General features: G+C 73.0%; 13 protein-coding genes. 10 read left to right on the plus strand and 3 right to left on the minus strand.

Features of this window, described 5'->3' with window-relative positions; translation table 11 throughout:
* The first annotated feature begins 16 nt into the window (after positions 1–16).
* From BG452_RS28060 to BG452_RS28075, 4 genes are all read left to right on the plus strand, one after another.
* Positions 17–1,372 carry a M1 family metallopeptidase gene (locus BG452_RS28060; RefSeq protein WP_188307172.1) on the plus strand — a complete coding sequence of 452 codons (1,356 nt, stop codon included), beginning with the start codon at positions 17–19 and terminating at the stop codon, positions 1,370–1,372.
* Between the two features lie 172 nt (positions 1,373–1,544).
* A complete protein-coding gene (locus BG452_RS28065) occupies positions 1,545–2,927 on the plus strand; it encodes a serine hydrolase domain-containing protein (protein ID WP_188307173.1) in 1,383 nt (460 codons plus the stop codon).
* 388 nt (positions 2,928–3,315) lie between these two features.
* On the plus strand, positions 3,316–4,152 hold the full coding sequence (locus BG452_RS28070) for a GNAT family N-acetyltransferase (RefSeq protein ID WP_188307149.1): 837 nt from the start codon (positions 3,316–3,318) through the stop codon (positions 4,150–4,152).
* The gene (locus tag BG452_RS28075; protein WP_188307150.1) at positions 4,149–5,021 is read left to right on the plus strand and encodes a lysophospholipid acyltransferase family protein; all 873 of its coding nucleotides are present in this window, start codon (positions 4,149–4,151) and stop codon (positions 5,019–5,021) included. Before BG452_RS28070 ends, BG452_RS28075 begins: the two co-directional genes overlap by 4 nt.
* Before the next feature lie 60 nt (positions 5,022–5,081).
* Here BG452_RS28075 and BG452_RS28080 read toward each other — a convergent pair whose 3' ends face one another.
* Positions 5,082–6,650, minus strand: a complete 1,569-nt coding sequence (locus tag BG452_RS28080; RefSeq protein WP_188307151.1) for an MFS transporter — start codon at positions 6,648–6,650, stop codon at positions 5,082–5,084.
* Between the two features lie 257 nt (positions 6,651–6,907).
* On the opposite strand from BG452_RS28080, the gene BG452_RS28085 reads away from it, so the two are divergent.
* Together BG452_RS28085 and BG452_RS28090 are read left to right on the plus strand one after the other, a co-directional pair.
* Positions 6,908–7,585, plus strand: coding sequence for a TetR/AcrR family transcriptional regulator C-terminal domain-containing protein (locus BG452_RS28085; protein WP_188307152.1), 678 nt, complete (start codon positions 6,908–6,910; stop codon positions 7,583–7,585).
* A 363-nt stretch (positions 7,586–7,948) separates the two neighbouring features.
* On the plus strand, positions 7,949–8,947 hold the full coding sequence (locus tag BG452_RS28090; protein WP_188307153.1) for a YdcF family protein: 999 nt from the start codon (positions 7,949–7,951) through the stop codon (positions 8,945–8,947).
* Between the two features lie 399 nt (positions 8,948–9,346).
* Here BG452_RS28090 and mca read toward each other — a convergent pair whose 3' ends face one another.
* Positions 9,347–10,288: a mycothiol conjugate amidase Mca gene (mca, locus tag BG452_RS28095; RefSeq protein ID WP_188307154.1), complete on the minus strand. Its 942-nt coding sequence runs from the start codon at positions 10,286–10,288 to the stop codon at positions 9,347–9,349.
* A gap of 144 nt (positions 10,289–10,432) precedes the next feature.
* Positions 10,433–11,896, minus strand: a complete 1,464-nt coding sequence (locus tag BG452_RS28100; RefSeq protein WP_223242835.1) for an MDR family MFS transporter — start codon at positions 11,894–11,896, stop codon at positions 10,433–10,435.
* 128 nt (positions 11,897–12,024) lie between these two features.
* Between BG452_RS28100 and BG452_RS28105 the strand changes: the two genes are divergently transcribed.
* The 4 genes from BG452_RS28105 to BG452_RS28120 all read left to right on the plus strand — a co-directional run bounded on the left by BG452_RS28105 (position 12,025) and on the right by BG452_RS28120 (position 15,519).
* Positions 12,025–12,690 carry a TetR/AcrR family transcriptional regulator gene (locus tag BG452_RS28105; RefSeq protein WP_188307155.1) on the plus strand — a complete coding sequence of 222 codons (666 nt, stop codon included), beginning with the start codon at positions 12,025–12,027 and terminating at the stop codon, positions 12,688–12,690.
* Between the two features lie 322 nt (positions 12,691–13,012).
* Entirely contained in the window at positions 13,013–13,423 is a 411-nt protein-coding gene (locus BG452_RS28110; protein WP_188307156.1) for a hypothetical protein, read from the plus strand.
* Between the two features lie 358 nt (positions 13,424–13,781).
* Positions 13,782–14,384, plus strand: a complete 603-nt coding sequence (locus tag BG452_RS28115) for a hypothetical protein (RefSeq protein ID WP_223242836.1) — start codon at positions 13,782–13,784, stop codon at positions 14,382–14,384.
* Between the two features lie 442 nt (positions 14,385–14,826).
* Positions 14,827–15,519 carry a DUF4232 domain-containing protein gene (locus tag BG452_RS28120; protein WP_188307157.1) on the plus strand — a complete coding sequence of 231 codons (693 nt, stop codon included), beginning with the start codon at positions 14,827–14,829 and terminating at the stop codon, positions 15,517–15,519.
* The last annotated feature ends 17 nt before the right edge of the window (positions 15,520–15,536 follow it).

A 15,536-nucleotide genomic window follows, 5' to 3' on the forward strand; every position in this document is an offset into this window, starting at 1 on the left:
GGAAGCGCCCGCCCCCGTGAAGCCCAAGCACGCCCAGCCCGCAGCCCCCGGCCCGGACCCGTACTTCCCGAACAGCGGCGACCACCGCTACCGGGTGCACCGCTACGAACTCGCCCTGGACTACCGGCCCGGGCCCAACCGGCTGGCCGCCTCGGCCCGGCTGAGCGCGGTCGCGGACGCGGCCCTGGCCGAGTTCGCGCTCGACCTGGCCGAGTTCCGGATCGGGCGGGTGCTGGTCGACGGCAAGGCCGCCCGCTACACCCACCGCGGCGGCAAGCTGCGGATCCGCCCGGCGAAGGCCCTCCCGCCGGGCGCGGCCTTCACCGTCGAGGTGCACTACACCGGCAACCCCCGGCCGGTGCGCAGCCCGTGGGGCGGCCTGGGCTGGGAGGAGCTGACCGAGGGCGCGCTGGTGGCCAGCCAGCCGGTCGGCGCGCCGTCCTGGTTCCCGTGCAACGACCGGCCCGCGGACAAGGCGACCTACCAGGTGGCGGTCACCACGCCGTCCCCGTTCACGGTGCTCTCCGGCGGCCGGCTGCTCACCCGGACCACCCGGGCGTCCAGCACCACCTGGGTGTACGAGCAGAGCGCGCCGACCTCGCCGTACCTGGTGACGGTCTCCATCGGGCACTACCGGCCGGTGCCGCTCACCGCCCGGGCACCCCAGGGCGGTGTGCTGCCGCAGACCGGGCACGTGCCGCAGACCGGGTACGTGCCGCAGCGGCTGGCCGAGGACTTCACCCGGGACTTCGCCCGGCAGCCCGAGATGATGGCCCACTTCGCCGAGGTCTTCGGGCCGTACCCCTTCGGCGAGTACGCCGTCGTGGTCGCCGACGAGGAACTGGACGTCCCGGTGGAGGCGCAGGGCGTGGCCACCTTCGGCACCAACCACCTCGGCGGCGGCTGGGAGCGCGAGCGGCTGATCGCGCACGAGCTGGCCCACCAGTGGTTCGGCAACAGCGTCTCGATCGCCGACTGGCGGCACATCTGGCTCAACGAGGGCTTCGCCAAGTACGCGGAGTGGCTCTGGTCCGAGCACGCCGGCGGCCCGGGCGCGGCCGTGCACGCCGCCGCGGCGCACCGGCTGCTGGCCGGGCTGCCGCAGGACCTCACGATCGGCGACCCGGGCCGCCGGCTGATGTTCGACGACCGGCTCTACCAGCGCGGCGGCCTGGTGGTGCACGCGCTGCGGCAGGCGCTCGGCGAGGACCCGTTCTTCGCGATGCTGCGGGACTGGGCCGGCGCCAACCGGCACGGCGTGGTGTCCACCGGCGACCTCCTCACCCACGCCTCCCGGTACACCACGGCTCCGCTCGGCCCGCTGTTCGAGGCGTGGCTGGAGCGGCCGGAGCTGCCGCCGCTGACGGGCTGACCGGCTGACGGGCTCACGGACTGACGGGGAGGCTGCGGGGGTCACGGCGGCTTCGGCCGGCGGGCCCTCGTGGCAGGTCTGTTCCGGCAGGTCTGTTCCGGCAGGTTTATCCGCCTGGTCCGGGACCCGGCTGAGCTACTGTCCGTCCATGTCGAAGAGCTCAGACGATCAGATGACCGACCAGTCCGACCAGTTGCTGCCCACCACCCGCCGCGCCCTGCTGCACCGCGTCGCCGTCGCCCAGGCCGAGGGCCGCACCCCCTCCCTGGTCGCCGGGGTGGTGCGGGACGGCCGGCTGGTGTGGACCGGCGCCCGCAGCATGGTCGACGGGCACGCGCCGGACGCCGACGTCCAGTACCGGATCGGCTCGCTCACCAAGACCTTCGTCGGGGTGCTGGTGCTGCGGCTGCGCGACGAGGGCTTGCTCGACCTGACCGACCCGCTGGGCCGCCACCTGCCCGGCACCCCGGCCGACGGCGTCACCGTCGCCCAGCTGCTCGCCCACTCCGGCGGGATCGCCGCCGAGACGCCCGAGCCCTGGTGGGAGCGGACCGACGGTGCGCTACGGCCCGGACTCGGCGACCTGCTGGACCGGCAGAACCCGCTCAAGCACCCGGCCGGGCAACGCCACCACTACTCCAACCCCGGCTACGCGCTGCTCGGCGCGCTGGTCGAGAAGCTGCGCGGCGAGCCCTGGGGGGAGGTGCTGCGCCGCGAGGTCCTGGCCCCGCTCGGCCTGGACCGCACCACCCTGCTGCCCGAACACCCGCACGCCGGGGGCTTCGCCGTCCACCCGTGGGCCGACGTCATGCTGCCCGAACCCCTCACCGACACCGGCCTGATGGCCCCGGCCGGCCAACTCTGGTCCACCGGCGCCGACCTGGCCCGCTGGGCGGCCTTCCTCGCCGCCGGCGACGACCGGGTGCTCACGGCCGACACCCTCGCCGAGATGCGCCGCCCGGCCGTCGGACCGAACGACGCCGACTGGACCTCCGGCTCCGGCCTCGGCCTCCAACTGCGCCGCCACGAGGGTCGGTTGCTGTACGGCCACACCGGCTCGATGCCCGGCTTCACGGCCGGACTGTGGGTCAGTGCCGAGGACGGCCTGGCCGCGTTCGCCCTCTCCAACGCCACCAGCGGCACCGACACCCCCCTGCTGGCCGCCCAGTTGATCGGCATCACGGCCGCCCACGAGCCCCGACTGCCCGCCCCCTGGCGCCCGCTGTCCGAGGTCGACCAGGAGCTGCTGGCGCTCACCGGCCCCTGGTACTGGGGCGCCGCGCCCAACGTCCTGCGGCTGCGCGCCGACGGCGTCCTGGAGTTGACCCCGCAGGCCGGCGTCCACCGGGGCTCCCGCTTCCGGCCCGAGCCGGACGGCACCTGGCGCGGCCTGGACAATTACCACGCGGGCGAGACCCTTCGGGTGGTCCGGCACGCCGACGGCACCGTCAGCCACCTGGACGTCGGCTCCTTCGTCTACACCCGCGAGCCGTACGGTCGACCGGCCGCCGCCATCCCCGGCGGCGTCGACCCCCAGGGGTGGCGGGCGTTCTGAGCCCACCGGTGATCGCGGCGCCGTGACGCGTTCAGCCGTGACGCGTTCAGCCGTGGAGCCGTGGCCCGGCGCGTGGAGCCGTGACGGCTTGGCGCAGCCGACCGGGAGCGGCGGCGGGGGCGTGCGCAATGCAGCTGCGCGCCCCCGTTGTCCACCCCGGCCGAACGACCGCCCGGTGCCGGGCAGATGACCGGCAGGCCACGGGCCGCCACGGGTGGTCCCATTCAACAGGTGCACATCTGCGCTCCGCCGGGCCGCAACGTGAATTCCAACCGACTTGGAGACACATACGGGGACCGGTCCGCGCCCGACGCCCAACCCCTGCGGGCCGGGACGGCGCCGTGGCGATCCACGGCACCGCCGATCGTGCTGCCCTGGAGGGTCCGCCATGACCACCGTCCCCACGTACGCTCCGTCCGCAGTCGCCCCCACCCACGACACCCCGGCGGTCCCCGCGCCCCACCACCGGCCGGCCCCGGCCCCGGCCGACTACACCGTCTCCCTGGCCCGCGACGAGGACGACGTGCGCGCCGCCCAGCGGCTGCGCCACCAGGTCTTCGCCGCCGAACTCGGCGCCGTCCTGCACAGCCCCGTCACCGGACTCGACGTCGACCCCTTCGACGAGTACTGCGACCACCTGCTGGTCCGCGAGGGCGAGGACGGCGCCGTCGTCGGCACCTACCGGATGCTCCGCCCCGAGGCCGCCCGCCGGGCCGGACGGCTCTACTCCGACGGCGAGTTCGACCTCTCCGCGCTGGCGCCCGTCCGGCCCGGCCTGGTCGAGCTCGGCCGTTCCTGCATCCGACCCGACCACCGGGGCAACGGCGCCGTCATCAACCTGATGTGGGGCGGCATCGCCCGCTACCTCGCCGACACCGGCAACACCTGGGTCGGCGGCTGCTGCTCCATCGACCTGGCCGACGGCGGCGCCACTGCGGCCCGGGTCTGGGACACCGTCAGCGCCAAGTACCTGGCCCCCGAGGAGTACCGGGTCACCCCGCACCGCCGCTGGGACTCCACCGGCGTGCCGCGCGCCGAGCGCGGCGCCCTGCCCGCCCTGCTCCGCGGCTACCTGCGACTCGGCGCCTGGGTCTGCGGCGAGCCCGCGTACGACCCGGACTTCAACTGCGCCGACCTGTACGTGCTGCTGTCGCTGGAGCGCACCGACCCGCGCTACCTGCGGCACTTCCTGTCCGGAACGGCCACCCCGGGCGCCTCGTCATGAGCGTCTGGCTGCCGACCGCGACCTGCCGCCCGGAGACCTGCCTGGGCGAACGCGCGCCGGAGGTCTCCCACCCCCGGCGGGTGCTGCGACTGACCGCCTGTCTGGTGGCGGTGCTGGCCGGGGTGCTGCTCAGCCTCCCGGTGCGACTGCTGCCGTACGGCGCCCGGGACCGGCTGATCCGGCTCTGGGCGCGGGTGCTGCTGCGCACCCTCGGGGTGACCGTCCACCTCGGGACGCCCCGGACGCCCGGCACACCCGGCTCGGCCGGGGCCGCCGGGGCGGCCGGGGCGGCCGGCGGCACGGCGGTGGCCGCCGACGGGGCCCTGGTGGTGGCCAACCACGTGTCCTGGCTGGACATCCCGCTGCTCGCGGCCGGGCGGCCGGGCCGGTCCCTGGCCAAGACCGAGGTCCGGCGGTGGCCGGTGCTCGGGCCACTGGTCGCCTGGGGCGGCACCGTGTTCCTGGACCGCGACCGGCTGCGCACGCTGCCGGACACCGTGGCGACCGTGGCCGAGGTGCTGCGCTCCGGACACCCGGTGATCGTCTTCCCGGAGGGGTCGACCTGGTGCGGGCGGGAGAGCGGCCGGTTCCGACCCGCGCTGTTCCAGGCCGCGGTGGAGGCCGGCGCCTTCGTCCAGCCGGTGACCATCCGCTACCGGCTGGCGGACGGACGGTCCACCAGCGCCCCCGCCTTCATCGGCGACGAGGGACTGCTCACCTCGCTCGCCCGGGTGGTCGCGGTGCGCGGGCTGGTCGCCGACGTCACCTTCCTGCCGCCGATCCCGCCGCCCGGGCCGCAGCCCACCCGGGCGGGCGCCCGACGGGAACTGGCCCGGGCGGCGCAGGCGGCGGTGGAGGGGATCCGCTGAGGCGAGGGCTGTCGCGTTGCCCGCGCCGTTCGTGCCGTCCCGGCCAGGCCCCGGCTCCGCTCAGGCGGAGCGGGCTCCGGCCGGTTCCTCCGGCCGCGTCTCGCCGGGAGCGGCCGGGGCGAGCGGACGGGCCCGGCCGAGCAGTACGGCGACCAGCACGGCCGTGACGGCGAGCAGCACCGAACCGCAGCGCAGCGCGAGGTGGATGCCGTCGACGAAGGCGCCGTCCACCGCCTGCCGCACCGGAGCGGGCAACCCGCCGGCCGCGCCCCCGCCGCCGTGCGCCGCCCCGGTGGGCGCGTCCGCGACCGGGCCGACCGCCTCGACCGGAACGCCCAACCGGTGCAGGGCCGAGGTCAGCTGGTCCGTCATCCGGTTGGTCAGAACGGCGCCGAGCACCGCGATCCCGAGCACCCCGCCGAGTTCGCGCAGGGTGTTGATGGTCGCCGAGGCCATCCCGGTCTGCGCCGGGGCGACCCGCTGGAGCACCGCGATCGAGATCGGGGTGAAGGTCAGCCCCATGCCGAAGCCCAGGGTGAAGAGCGTCCAGAGGTACTCGAGGTAGCGGGCGTGGTCGCCGTACAGCGACAGCCCGCCCAGACCGACCGCGCACAGCGCCAGCCCGAGCACCATCGGCAGCCGGGGCCCGTACCGGGCGGCGAGCCGGCCGGACAGCGGACCCGCGACCACCAGCATCACGGTCATCGGCAGCCCGCCGTAGGCCGCGCCGGACGGCGACCAGCCCAGCACACCCTGCATCAGCAGCGGCAGGAAGAACAGCGCCCCGAACATTCCGAAGCTGACCATGAACCCGCTCAGCAGCGCACCGCTCAGCGCGCCGTCCCGGAACAGCCGCAGCTCCAGCATCGGCTCGGCCACACGCAGTTCGAGCAGCAGGAAGACGACCAGCAGGGCGACCGCGACCGCTCCGCAGCCGAGGACCCGGGGGTCGGTCCAGCCGCGCGAGGGGCCCTCAATCAGGGCGTAGACCAGCAGGCCGAGGCCCGCCGCCGAGAGCACGAACCCGCCGAAGTCGATCCGCCGGGCGCGCGGCGGGATCCCCGGGAGGACCTTGGCGGCGAGCACCACCCCGGCCACCCCGATCGGCACATTGATCCAGAACACGCTGGCCCAGCCGAGGTGTTCGACCATCGGACCGCCGATCACCGGGCCGATCGACAGGCCCAGCGCGGACACCCCGGACCACACGCCGATCGCCTTGGTGCGCTCGCCCTCCTCGGTGAACACGTGGCCCAGCAGGGTCAGACTGCCCGGGGTGAGCAGCGCGGCCCCCACGCCCTGGACCATCCGGCCGCCGACCAGCACCCCGATCGTCCCGGCGAGCGCGGCCACCGCGGAGCCGAGGGTGAACAGGCTCAGGCCCAGGACGAACATCCGGGTCCGGCCGTAACGGTCGCCGAGCGCACCGCCGGTCAGGACGAGGCCCGCGTAGACCAGGCTGTAGCCCTCGGCGACCCACTGGAGGCCGCTGATCCCCGAGTCCAGGTCCTGCCCGATGCGGGGCAGGGCGACATTGACGACGACGTTGTCCAACATGGCCATGAACATGGCTACGCAGAGCGTCAGCAGCGCCAACCGCTGTCTGCGGCGCGTGCTCGACTCCCCCATGGAGTTCCCTCCGATCCCATCCCTAACAGCGTTAGGGTCCGATGCGACACGCACAGACTGCCCCTAACGCTGTTAGTTGGCAAGTCATATCCCCGACCTGCGAAACCACCGGCCGAGCAGCCGTGGCACTGTTGACCCGCCACACCGAACCGATCCGCCCGACCCGACCGATCTGCCAGGTCTGCCAGGTCTGCCAGATCCGACCGACCCGACCGACCCGACCGACCCGACCGACCGCTGGAGGCGTCCGCACAGCCATGCCGGAGAACGACGACGCGACCCCCGCCCTCACCCGCGAAGCCCTCACCCAGGCCGCGCTGCGCGTACTGGAGCGGGACGGCCTGGACGGACTCTCGATGCGCAAGGTCGCCGCCGAAGTCGGCGTCAAGGCGGCCTCGCTGTACTGGCACGTCCGCAACAAGCAGGAACTCCTCGACCTGCTCAGCGACGCGATCCTCGCCTCGGCCGAACCCCCGCCACGCCAGGACGACTGGCGCACCGAGCTGTACGAGTACTGCGCCACCTACCGCCGGCTGCTGCTCGGCAACCGCGACGCCGCCAAGGTGGTGGCCGGCCGCCTCGCTCCCGGGCCGTGCCTGCTCAACCTGATGGAGGACCAGCTCGACCGGCTCCGCTCCGCCGGCTTCTCCGACGCCGACACGGCCATGGCCAGCTACCTGCTGGGCGCCTTCGTCCAGGGCTTCGTGCTCCAGGAGCAGTCGCCGCTCTCGGCCGCCGAAGTCCTCGGCACCAGCCGCCGGGACATCGCCGAAGACGCCGGGAACCTCTTCCGCAGCCTGCCCCCGGAGCAGTACCCCAACCTCACGGACCTCGCCGACCACATCACCGGCCCCAACATGGACGCCCGCTTCGACTTCTGCGTCCACCGCGTCCTCGACGGGCTCGCCGCCCTGCTGCCGCCCGACCGGCGCTGACCGGCGGCGGCTGCGGCTGGCGGCTGCGGGCTGCGGGCTGCGGGCTGCGGGCCGGCTATCGGCGTCCAGCGGCGGCGTCGACCGAAGGAGCGGCGCAGTCGGCTCGGACGGATCGCGGCCGGCCTGACGGCCGCGCTGGGCCGCTGGCTGATCCTCCGCGTCGGCCACCCCTCCTTCGGCACCGCCGTCGGGCTGGACATCGGGCCCTGCCGGACCCGATCAGCGCTCCGCCGGACGCCCCTCCGCCGGACGTCCCTCCGCCGCATGCCCCTCCGCCGCATGCCCCGCGAAGCCGTACGCCCCTGGGGTGCCCGGTCATTCGCACAGATGATCTACACGTCCCCTCCCCCTACGATACGAACCATGCTCGCCTACGCCCCCGCGGCCCTGTTCTTCCTGCTGTTCGGAGTCGGGGTACTACGCGACCGCCGCCAGTTCAGCAACGCCGTCCTGCTCGGCATCGCTGTGTCACTCCTCTCCCTCGCACTGCTCGCCGAACTCCGCAAGGCACCCACGCTGGTGGCGGAGCTGGCGGCGGTGGCGATCGTCCTGCTGCCGACGGTCGGAACCGTGGCCCTGGTCTGGTTCCTGCTCGCCAACGGCGTAACCATGATCCGCAAGGAAGGCACCCGGCCGGCCAACCTGCTGCCCCTGCTCGCCGGTCTGGGCATCATCGCCGTCTTCGCCCTGCTGTTCGCCGCCATCGCCACCCACTCACCCCGGCTCGGCATCCTCGCGGGCACCGCCGTCCTGGTCGTCGGGTACATCTCCTTCCTGTTCGTCTGCTTCGTCGGCTACGCCTTCCTGTACGGTCGCCACCGGCCGCGCCGGGACGTGGACTTCGTGGTCGTCCTCGGATCCGGACTGATCGGCGGCGAGCGCGTCCCGCCCCTGCTCGCCAGTCGGCTCAACCGGGGCCGCGAGGTGTACGAGGCCCAGGCCGCGCGCGGCAACCCTCCGGTGCTGATCACCTCGGGCGGCCAGGGGCCGGACGAGAAGCTGCCGGAGTCGCACGCGATGGCCGACTACCTGGTCGAACACGGCTTCCCCGCCGAGCACATCGAGCGGGAGGACCGCTCACGCACCACCGAGGAGAACCTGCTCTTCAGCCGGGCCATCATGGAACAGGCCAAGCCCGACTACCGCTGCGTCGTGGTGACCAACAACTTCCACGCCTTCCGCGCCGCGCTGACCGCCCGCAAGACCGGCGTCAACGGGCACGTCTTCGGCTCGCCCACCGCCCGGTACTACTGGCCGAGCGCGACCATCCGCGAGTTCGCGGCGGTCTTCCTCGCACACAAACTGGTCAACTTCGGGATCTGCGGCCTCCTCGCACTCTGCGGGGTCCTGGCTGCGCTCTGAGCGCCTCCCGGCGCACCGTTCCCCGCGTGGGGTCCGGCTGTTCACTCCTGCAGCGACTGCGCCTACTACGGCGCCGGCCGTCACCACGCACGCACCACGGAGATCACAGCCCATGTCACAGCCGATGTCACAGCAGTGGTCACGGGGGTGACCACGGGGACGTACGGTCAGGGCGGACCGGGCGTCCAGCTGCGGGTGCGGGCACACGGCTCCTGACCGTCCGGAAGCCGCTGCTCGGTGGGGACAGGCTGAGAAACCGTCATGAGGTCAACATGCCCTCTTCGAACGCCCGACTCAAGCCCTTCCCAGCCCAACTCCCCTCCGGCCAAATCCCCTCCGGCCATGGCCCCCTCCGACGCGGGCCATCGGCAACCAGCCCGGTGACGAGTCACTCCTCACTCATCCCGCCACCTCCCCCACGACCTCGCCGGCCCGCAGCCCCTCGAACAGGTCGGTCTCGACGCCTCCAGCGCAATCCGAGCCGTCCGAGCCGTCGGCACTCGACACGAAGCTGCGCGCCAGGTGGTAGTCCTCGGTGGGCCAGACCTCCCGCTCGACGGCCCGTGGGTGGGCCATGAAGGCAACGCCCGGCTGCACCTGGGTGGCATGCGCCAGCATCGCCGCGTCCCGTACGGCGAACTGCTCGGCGCACGCGATCCGGGTGGTGGTCGCGAGGGTGGGCGGAGTGTCCGGCCATTCGGCGAGTAACTCACCCATCGCCGAGGGGATTCCGCGCTCCGTCATGGCGTCGTGCAGCGCCTGGAACCAGGGCCGGGAAAGCGCCAGGTGGTAGTAGAGCTTTGGCGCCTGCCAGGGTTCGCCGGCCTCCGGGTAACGCTTCGGGTCGGCAGCAGCCTCGAAGGCCTCGACCGTGACCTTGTGAGTCATCACGTGGTCCGGGTGCGGGTACCCGCCCGTCTCGTCATAGGTGATCACGACGTGTGGACGGAACTCCCGGATCAGCGCGACCAGCGGTGCCGCCGCGGCCTCCATCGGCTGGGCGGCGAAGCAGTCGTCCGGCAGCGCTTCGTCCGGGCCCGGCATCCCGGAGTCGACGAAGCCCAGGAACTGCTGCCGCACACCGAGGATGTCACGCGCGGCTGCCATCTCCTCGCGCCGGATTCGGGTGAGGTCGGCGCGGACCTCGGGGCGGTCCAGTGCCGGGTTGAGCACCGAACCGCGCTCGCCACCGGTGCAGGTCGCGACCAGGACGTCCACACCGTCCGCCGCGTACCGGGCGAGGGTGGCCGCCCCCTTGCTGGATTCGTCGTCGGGGTGGGCATGCACGGTGAGCAGCCGCAGGCCGTCGGCATGCTTGCCATCGGGGCGCTTGGTGAACAAGGGGACCTCCACAGTCGTAGCGAGTCGGATTGATGTGAATCGATTTGACTCGAGTCGGCTTGAGTCGGCTTGAGTCGGCTTGAGCCGGATTGGGTCAGACTGAGCCACAGGGGAACTGGCGAATGATCAGGACGCGGCGGCCGATCAGCCTGCCTTGCGGGCGGCGCCCGGGTAGAGCAGAGCCGGTGCGATCGAGAGTGCCGACAGGGCCAGCACCCACCAGAAGGTCGCGCCGAAGGCCGCACCGGGCTGACCCGGGTGCCCCACCTGCGCCTGCTGGAGGACCACGGTCAACACCGCCGTACCGAGAGCCCCGCCGAGCCGGTTGAGCACATTGACCGCGCCGGCCGCGGCCGGCACCTGGGCCCTCTCGACGCTTCCGTACACCGCCGCCATTCCGGGGATCACGATGATCCCCATGCCCACCCCGCGCAGCGCCAGCGAGCCGACGACCAGCCAGTCGGCCGGGCCGGAGCCGCGGCCCAGCTGGGTGAAGACCACGGTACCGAGCAACGAGCAGCCGATGCCGAGCAGGATCAGCGGACGCGGTGCGAAGCGGTGGGTTATTCGGCCGGCCAGCAGCGAGGTGACCGCAGTGCCGAGCGCCTGCGGTGCCAGCAACAGCCCGGCCGCCACCGCTCCGGCATGCTCCACCTGCTGGTAGTAGAGCGGCACCAGGAACATCGAGCTGTACAGCACGGCTCCCTGGAGGAAGCTGTTCGCCGTCGCCACCGCGAAGCCCCGACGGGCGAACAGCCGCAGGTCGAGCAACGGCGCCCGGCCGTCCCGGCGCCGCCCGATCCGCAGCGCGTGCCACCCGTAGGCCGCCAGCAGCACCGCCCCCGCCGCGACCGCCACCGGGCCGGCCGTGCCACCGCCGCCGATGGTGGAGAGCCCGTAGACCAGCGCGGTCAGGCCGGGTGACAGCAGCACCAGACCCGTCACGTCCAGCCTGGCCCGCGGGAGTTCGGAGCGGTCCTCGGCCGGGAGCCAGCGGGCCGCCAGCAGCACCGTCAGCAGCCCCACCGGCACGTTCAGCAGGAACATCCAGCGCCAGTCGAGGTGCTCCAGCACCAGGCCGCCGAGGATCGGCCCCAGGACCGGAGCCAGGCTGATCGGGAGCAGCAGGGTGCCCATCACCCGGCCGATCCGGGACGGCCCGGCCGCCTGCACCATGATCGACTGCCCGAGCGGCTGGATCATGCCGCCGCCGATGCCCTGCAGCACCCGGAAGGCGATCAGGCTGCCCGTCGACCAGGCCAAACCGCACAGCGCGGATCCGAGCACGAACAGGACGACCGAGGCCAGCCAGGCCCGCCGGGCCCCGAACCGGCCGGCGGCCCAGCCCGAGAGCGGCATGGTCAGCGATATCGCCAGCAGGTACCCCGTGGCCACCCACTGCACCGACGCCATCGAGCTGTGCAGATCGCGGCCGACGGAATCGATGCCGACATTGACGATCGTGGTGTCCAGCAGAGCCAGGATCGGACCCAGCGCGAGCACCACCGCCATCTTCCACAGGCCCGGCGGCAACGGCTCCGGCCTCACCGACCGGCCCGCCTCCGAGACCTTCCCCGGCCTGCCCTCTCCGGTGACCGACATGGTCATGCGTCCTCCCCTGGGTCGTCCCTCCGGCGGCCGCTCCGACTGCCTGGAGAAAACTTAGGACGGACCCATTGATTAGGTCAAGCCTAATTTCTGTGCCCGACCCAGCGAACTGCGCTAGGCTCGCCACCATGACCGACACCGGCAGCACTCCGACCCTTCGCGAGACCCCGAACCTGCGCGCACTCAACAAGCGCCGCACCCGCGAGGCGATCTCGCACGCCGCGACGAGGCTCTTCATCGAGCGCGGCTTCGACCGCACGACCATCGCCGAGGTCGCCGCCGCCGCCGGGGTCGCCAAGATGACCGTCACCAACCACTTCCCGCGCAAGGAGGACCTCTTCTTCGACCTGCACGAGGAGCTCGTCGACCGGCTCGCCCGCGCCGTCGCCGGGCGCGCCCCCGGCGAGTCCGCCCTCGCCGCGCTGCGCCGCGACTGCCTGGCCGGGCTGGACCGGCACGATCCACGACTGGGCTTCTCCGGCCCCGACTTCGCCCGCACCATCGCCGAGAGCCCCGCCCTCGGCGCCCGGCTGCGCGAACTGCACGAACAGAGCGAGGCCGCACTCGCCGAAGCCCTGGCCGAGGCCGTCCACGCGGCACCCGTCGACTTCGAGAGCCGGGTCGCCGCCGCCCTGCTCGCCGCCGTCGACCGCGCCATACTCGCCGAGGTCTTCCGCCGCACCCTGGCCGGCCAGGACCACCCCACCATCGCCGCCGCCGTCCGCCCCGCCGCCGTCCACGCCTTCGACCGGCTCCAGAGCGCCCTCGGCAGCTACGCCGTCCGCGACAGTTAGGCCGCCCCCCACACACCCGGCGGTCCAGCCCACGCACCTCGGCGGCCAGGCCCGCCCTGCCGCCCGGGCGGTCCAGCAGCGGGCCGGGCGGGGCGGCGAGCCGTGGAGTCCGTCACGACCTGACCCCGCACCGCCCCGAACACCGCCGCGCCGCCCGTTCCTTGGGCGGCATGGCAGCACCGTTCCAGCCCGTTCGCGCGTCGGCCGAACGCCCACGGACGCGGAACTGCGCGTTCTTACAAGACGCGGCGGCGCCCGGTGCCCCACCTTCGTTGCAGGAGCGGCCGACAGGTCGAGGCCGCCAGGCCACAGGGAGATCTCCATGAAGCGTTGGCAGGCGGCCCTGGCGGGCACCGTGGTCAGCCTTGGCATCACGTTGACGAGCGCGCAGACGGCGGACGCGGTCAGCGTCCGGCAGCCCGATTTCGTGCAGGCATGGCACGGTTCCGCGTCCTATCGCGCCAGCAAGGACTTCGTCCCGCAGTCGAACCTCATCCAGATCAGCACGCTCAGCTGTGCGGGGAAGGCGCCCGTCCGGAGCAAGACGCAGCTCGTGCGGACCCGGGACAAGAAGGTGATCTACAGCGGCAACTACTACAACGCCACCGGCTCGTGGGTCACCAACCCCGACTGGATCCAGGTGAACCCCGGCGAGGCGTACTACCTGCGCTGGTACTCCCAGTTCGGTCCGTTGGTCACGTCCCGCTGCCAGGGCGTGCTCGCGACCGGGTGACCGCCGGCGAGGGCCCACCCGGCGGCGATCCCGCACCACCCGGCGGCGACCGAGGTGGCAGAAACCGAGGAACGGCGCCTTGCCGCACCGAGAGACCCAGCAGGTCAAGTCCCCATCAGGAGGCCGATCATGCCCATCCCCCCTCACGTGCTGCTCTCGAACTGCGATCACCAGTGGGTCATGAATCCCAGCGGTGACGCTCGGATGATCTGCTGCAAGTGCGGAGCCCTGCAGTAGGACAGGCACAGCCCTTCCATCTCCGCACGCTCCCGCCCGGCCACCGTCCCGAGCGGGGGCGGGCGTCACGCGCGAGCGGCACCGTCGTGGGACGGTCGTACCAGGCCGCTAGGCTGCTCGGATGATCAACCCGCCGCCCGCGCCGCTGACCCTCGAAGCCGCCAGGGACCTCCAGCGGCTCCTCCGCACCGAGATCGGGCCGGGCCTCAGTGAGCGGGAACTCGACGACGTCGAGGCCGGGTTCGGGTTCCGGTTCGCGCCTGATCACCGGGTCTTCCTGTCCGCTGGCCTCCCCCGCGGGAACCGGAACTGGCCGGACTGGCGGAACGGCGATCCCGAAGAGCTGCGGGGGCGGCTGTCCTGGCCGGTCGAAGGTGTGCTGTTCGACGTCGAGCACAACGGCTTCTGGGACTCGGCCTGGGGCTCGAAGCCGGACGCGGCGACGGACGCGCTGCGGGTCGCGCGGGCCGAACTGGCCGCCGTTCCCCAGCTGGTGCCGGTCTACAGCCACCGCTACCTGCCGGGCCCGGAGGGCGGAGCCGGGCATCCGGTGCTGTCGGTGTACCAGACCGACATCATCTACTACGGGAACGACCTCGCCGACTACATCCATCGCGAGTTCACCGGCCGGCCGACCGACCTGTCCCGGGCGCGTACGACCGTCGCCTTCTGGGCGGGCTTCGTCGACGTCGCCCCGGGCCCCGGGACCCCCCGGAACGGGTGACGGAACTCCCGGACCTCGGCGCGCAGTCGGCCCGGCTGACGGAACACCGCGGGCTGGGCGTCGACGACCTGCCCCGCCTGTCGGCCCGTCCCCGCGGCCGAACTGCGGGCCGTGCTCGACGGCGCGCCGCCCACCGGGGCACTGCTCCGACGACTCGCCCCCGTCTTCCGACTGCACACCGGGACCTGTTCGTCATCGCCTCCACGAGCGGACGGCATGGGAAGCCGACAGGTGACATATCGCCATGCTCCGGGACCAAAGGCCGAGTTGGAGATCCACGAGCCGGCGCCGTGTCAACCACCCCGCACCCGACCGATTGTCACAGTCCGATCCCTGTCATGTCCTGACGATTGTGACGCCCCGGATGGCACCGAACGCCGCCCACCTGCCGTCCTCTGGTGTGTCCAAGCAGTCAGCAGGAACACCTCATCGGGGAGCCACCATGTCCGTCCGCAACCGTCGCCCGCTGCTCGCCTCCGTCGTCCTCGTCGGGGCGGGGCTCGCACTGACCGCCTGCGGGCCCGACAACACCGACACGGCCACCGGCACCGCGACGGTCGGCGCGACCGCCACGGTGGCCGCCAAGCCGACGGCCGGCGGCCCGGCCACCGCCGCTCCCACGAAGGGCGCGGGGGCGGCGACCTCGCATCCCGTCGCCCACACCCCGCCCGCCGGGGGCTCCGACTCCGCCGGCGGCCCGTGTGACATCCAGAACCTCACCATCCACGTGACGCCGCGCAGTGGGTCGGCCAGCCAGTACGTGATCGACGTGCGCAACACCGGTTCGAGCGCCTGCAGCCTGGACGCCGTCCCGAGCGTCGACCTGGGGGACTCCGCCGCCCGTGACCAGAGCAAGAACGTCAAGCCGGCGCTCACCAGCGGCACGATGCGGTTCACGGTTGCGGCGAGCCGGAGCGCGTACGCGGTGATCGACCTCGACCCGAGCGGCGCCACCACCGGCACCCTCCCCGGCATCAACCAGCTCAATGTGCTGGCCGACCAGGAGAACATGCCGCTCGCGAACACCCAGAACTTCCCGCTCAAGAGCGACGTGCGGGTCCTGGACCCGCGGATGAGCGTCTACCGGGGCTCCGAGGCGGAGGCGCTGGCGTCCCTGGCGAGCTTCGGCAAGTAGTACCGCCGGGCCGTCCA

Source organism: Streptomyces sp. CBMA123 (assembly GCF_014596465.1).
Taxonomy (GTDB): Bacteria; Actinomycetota; Actinomycetes; order Streptomycetales; family Streptomycetaceae; genus Kitasatospora.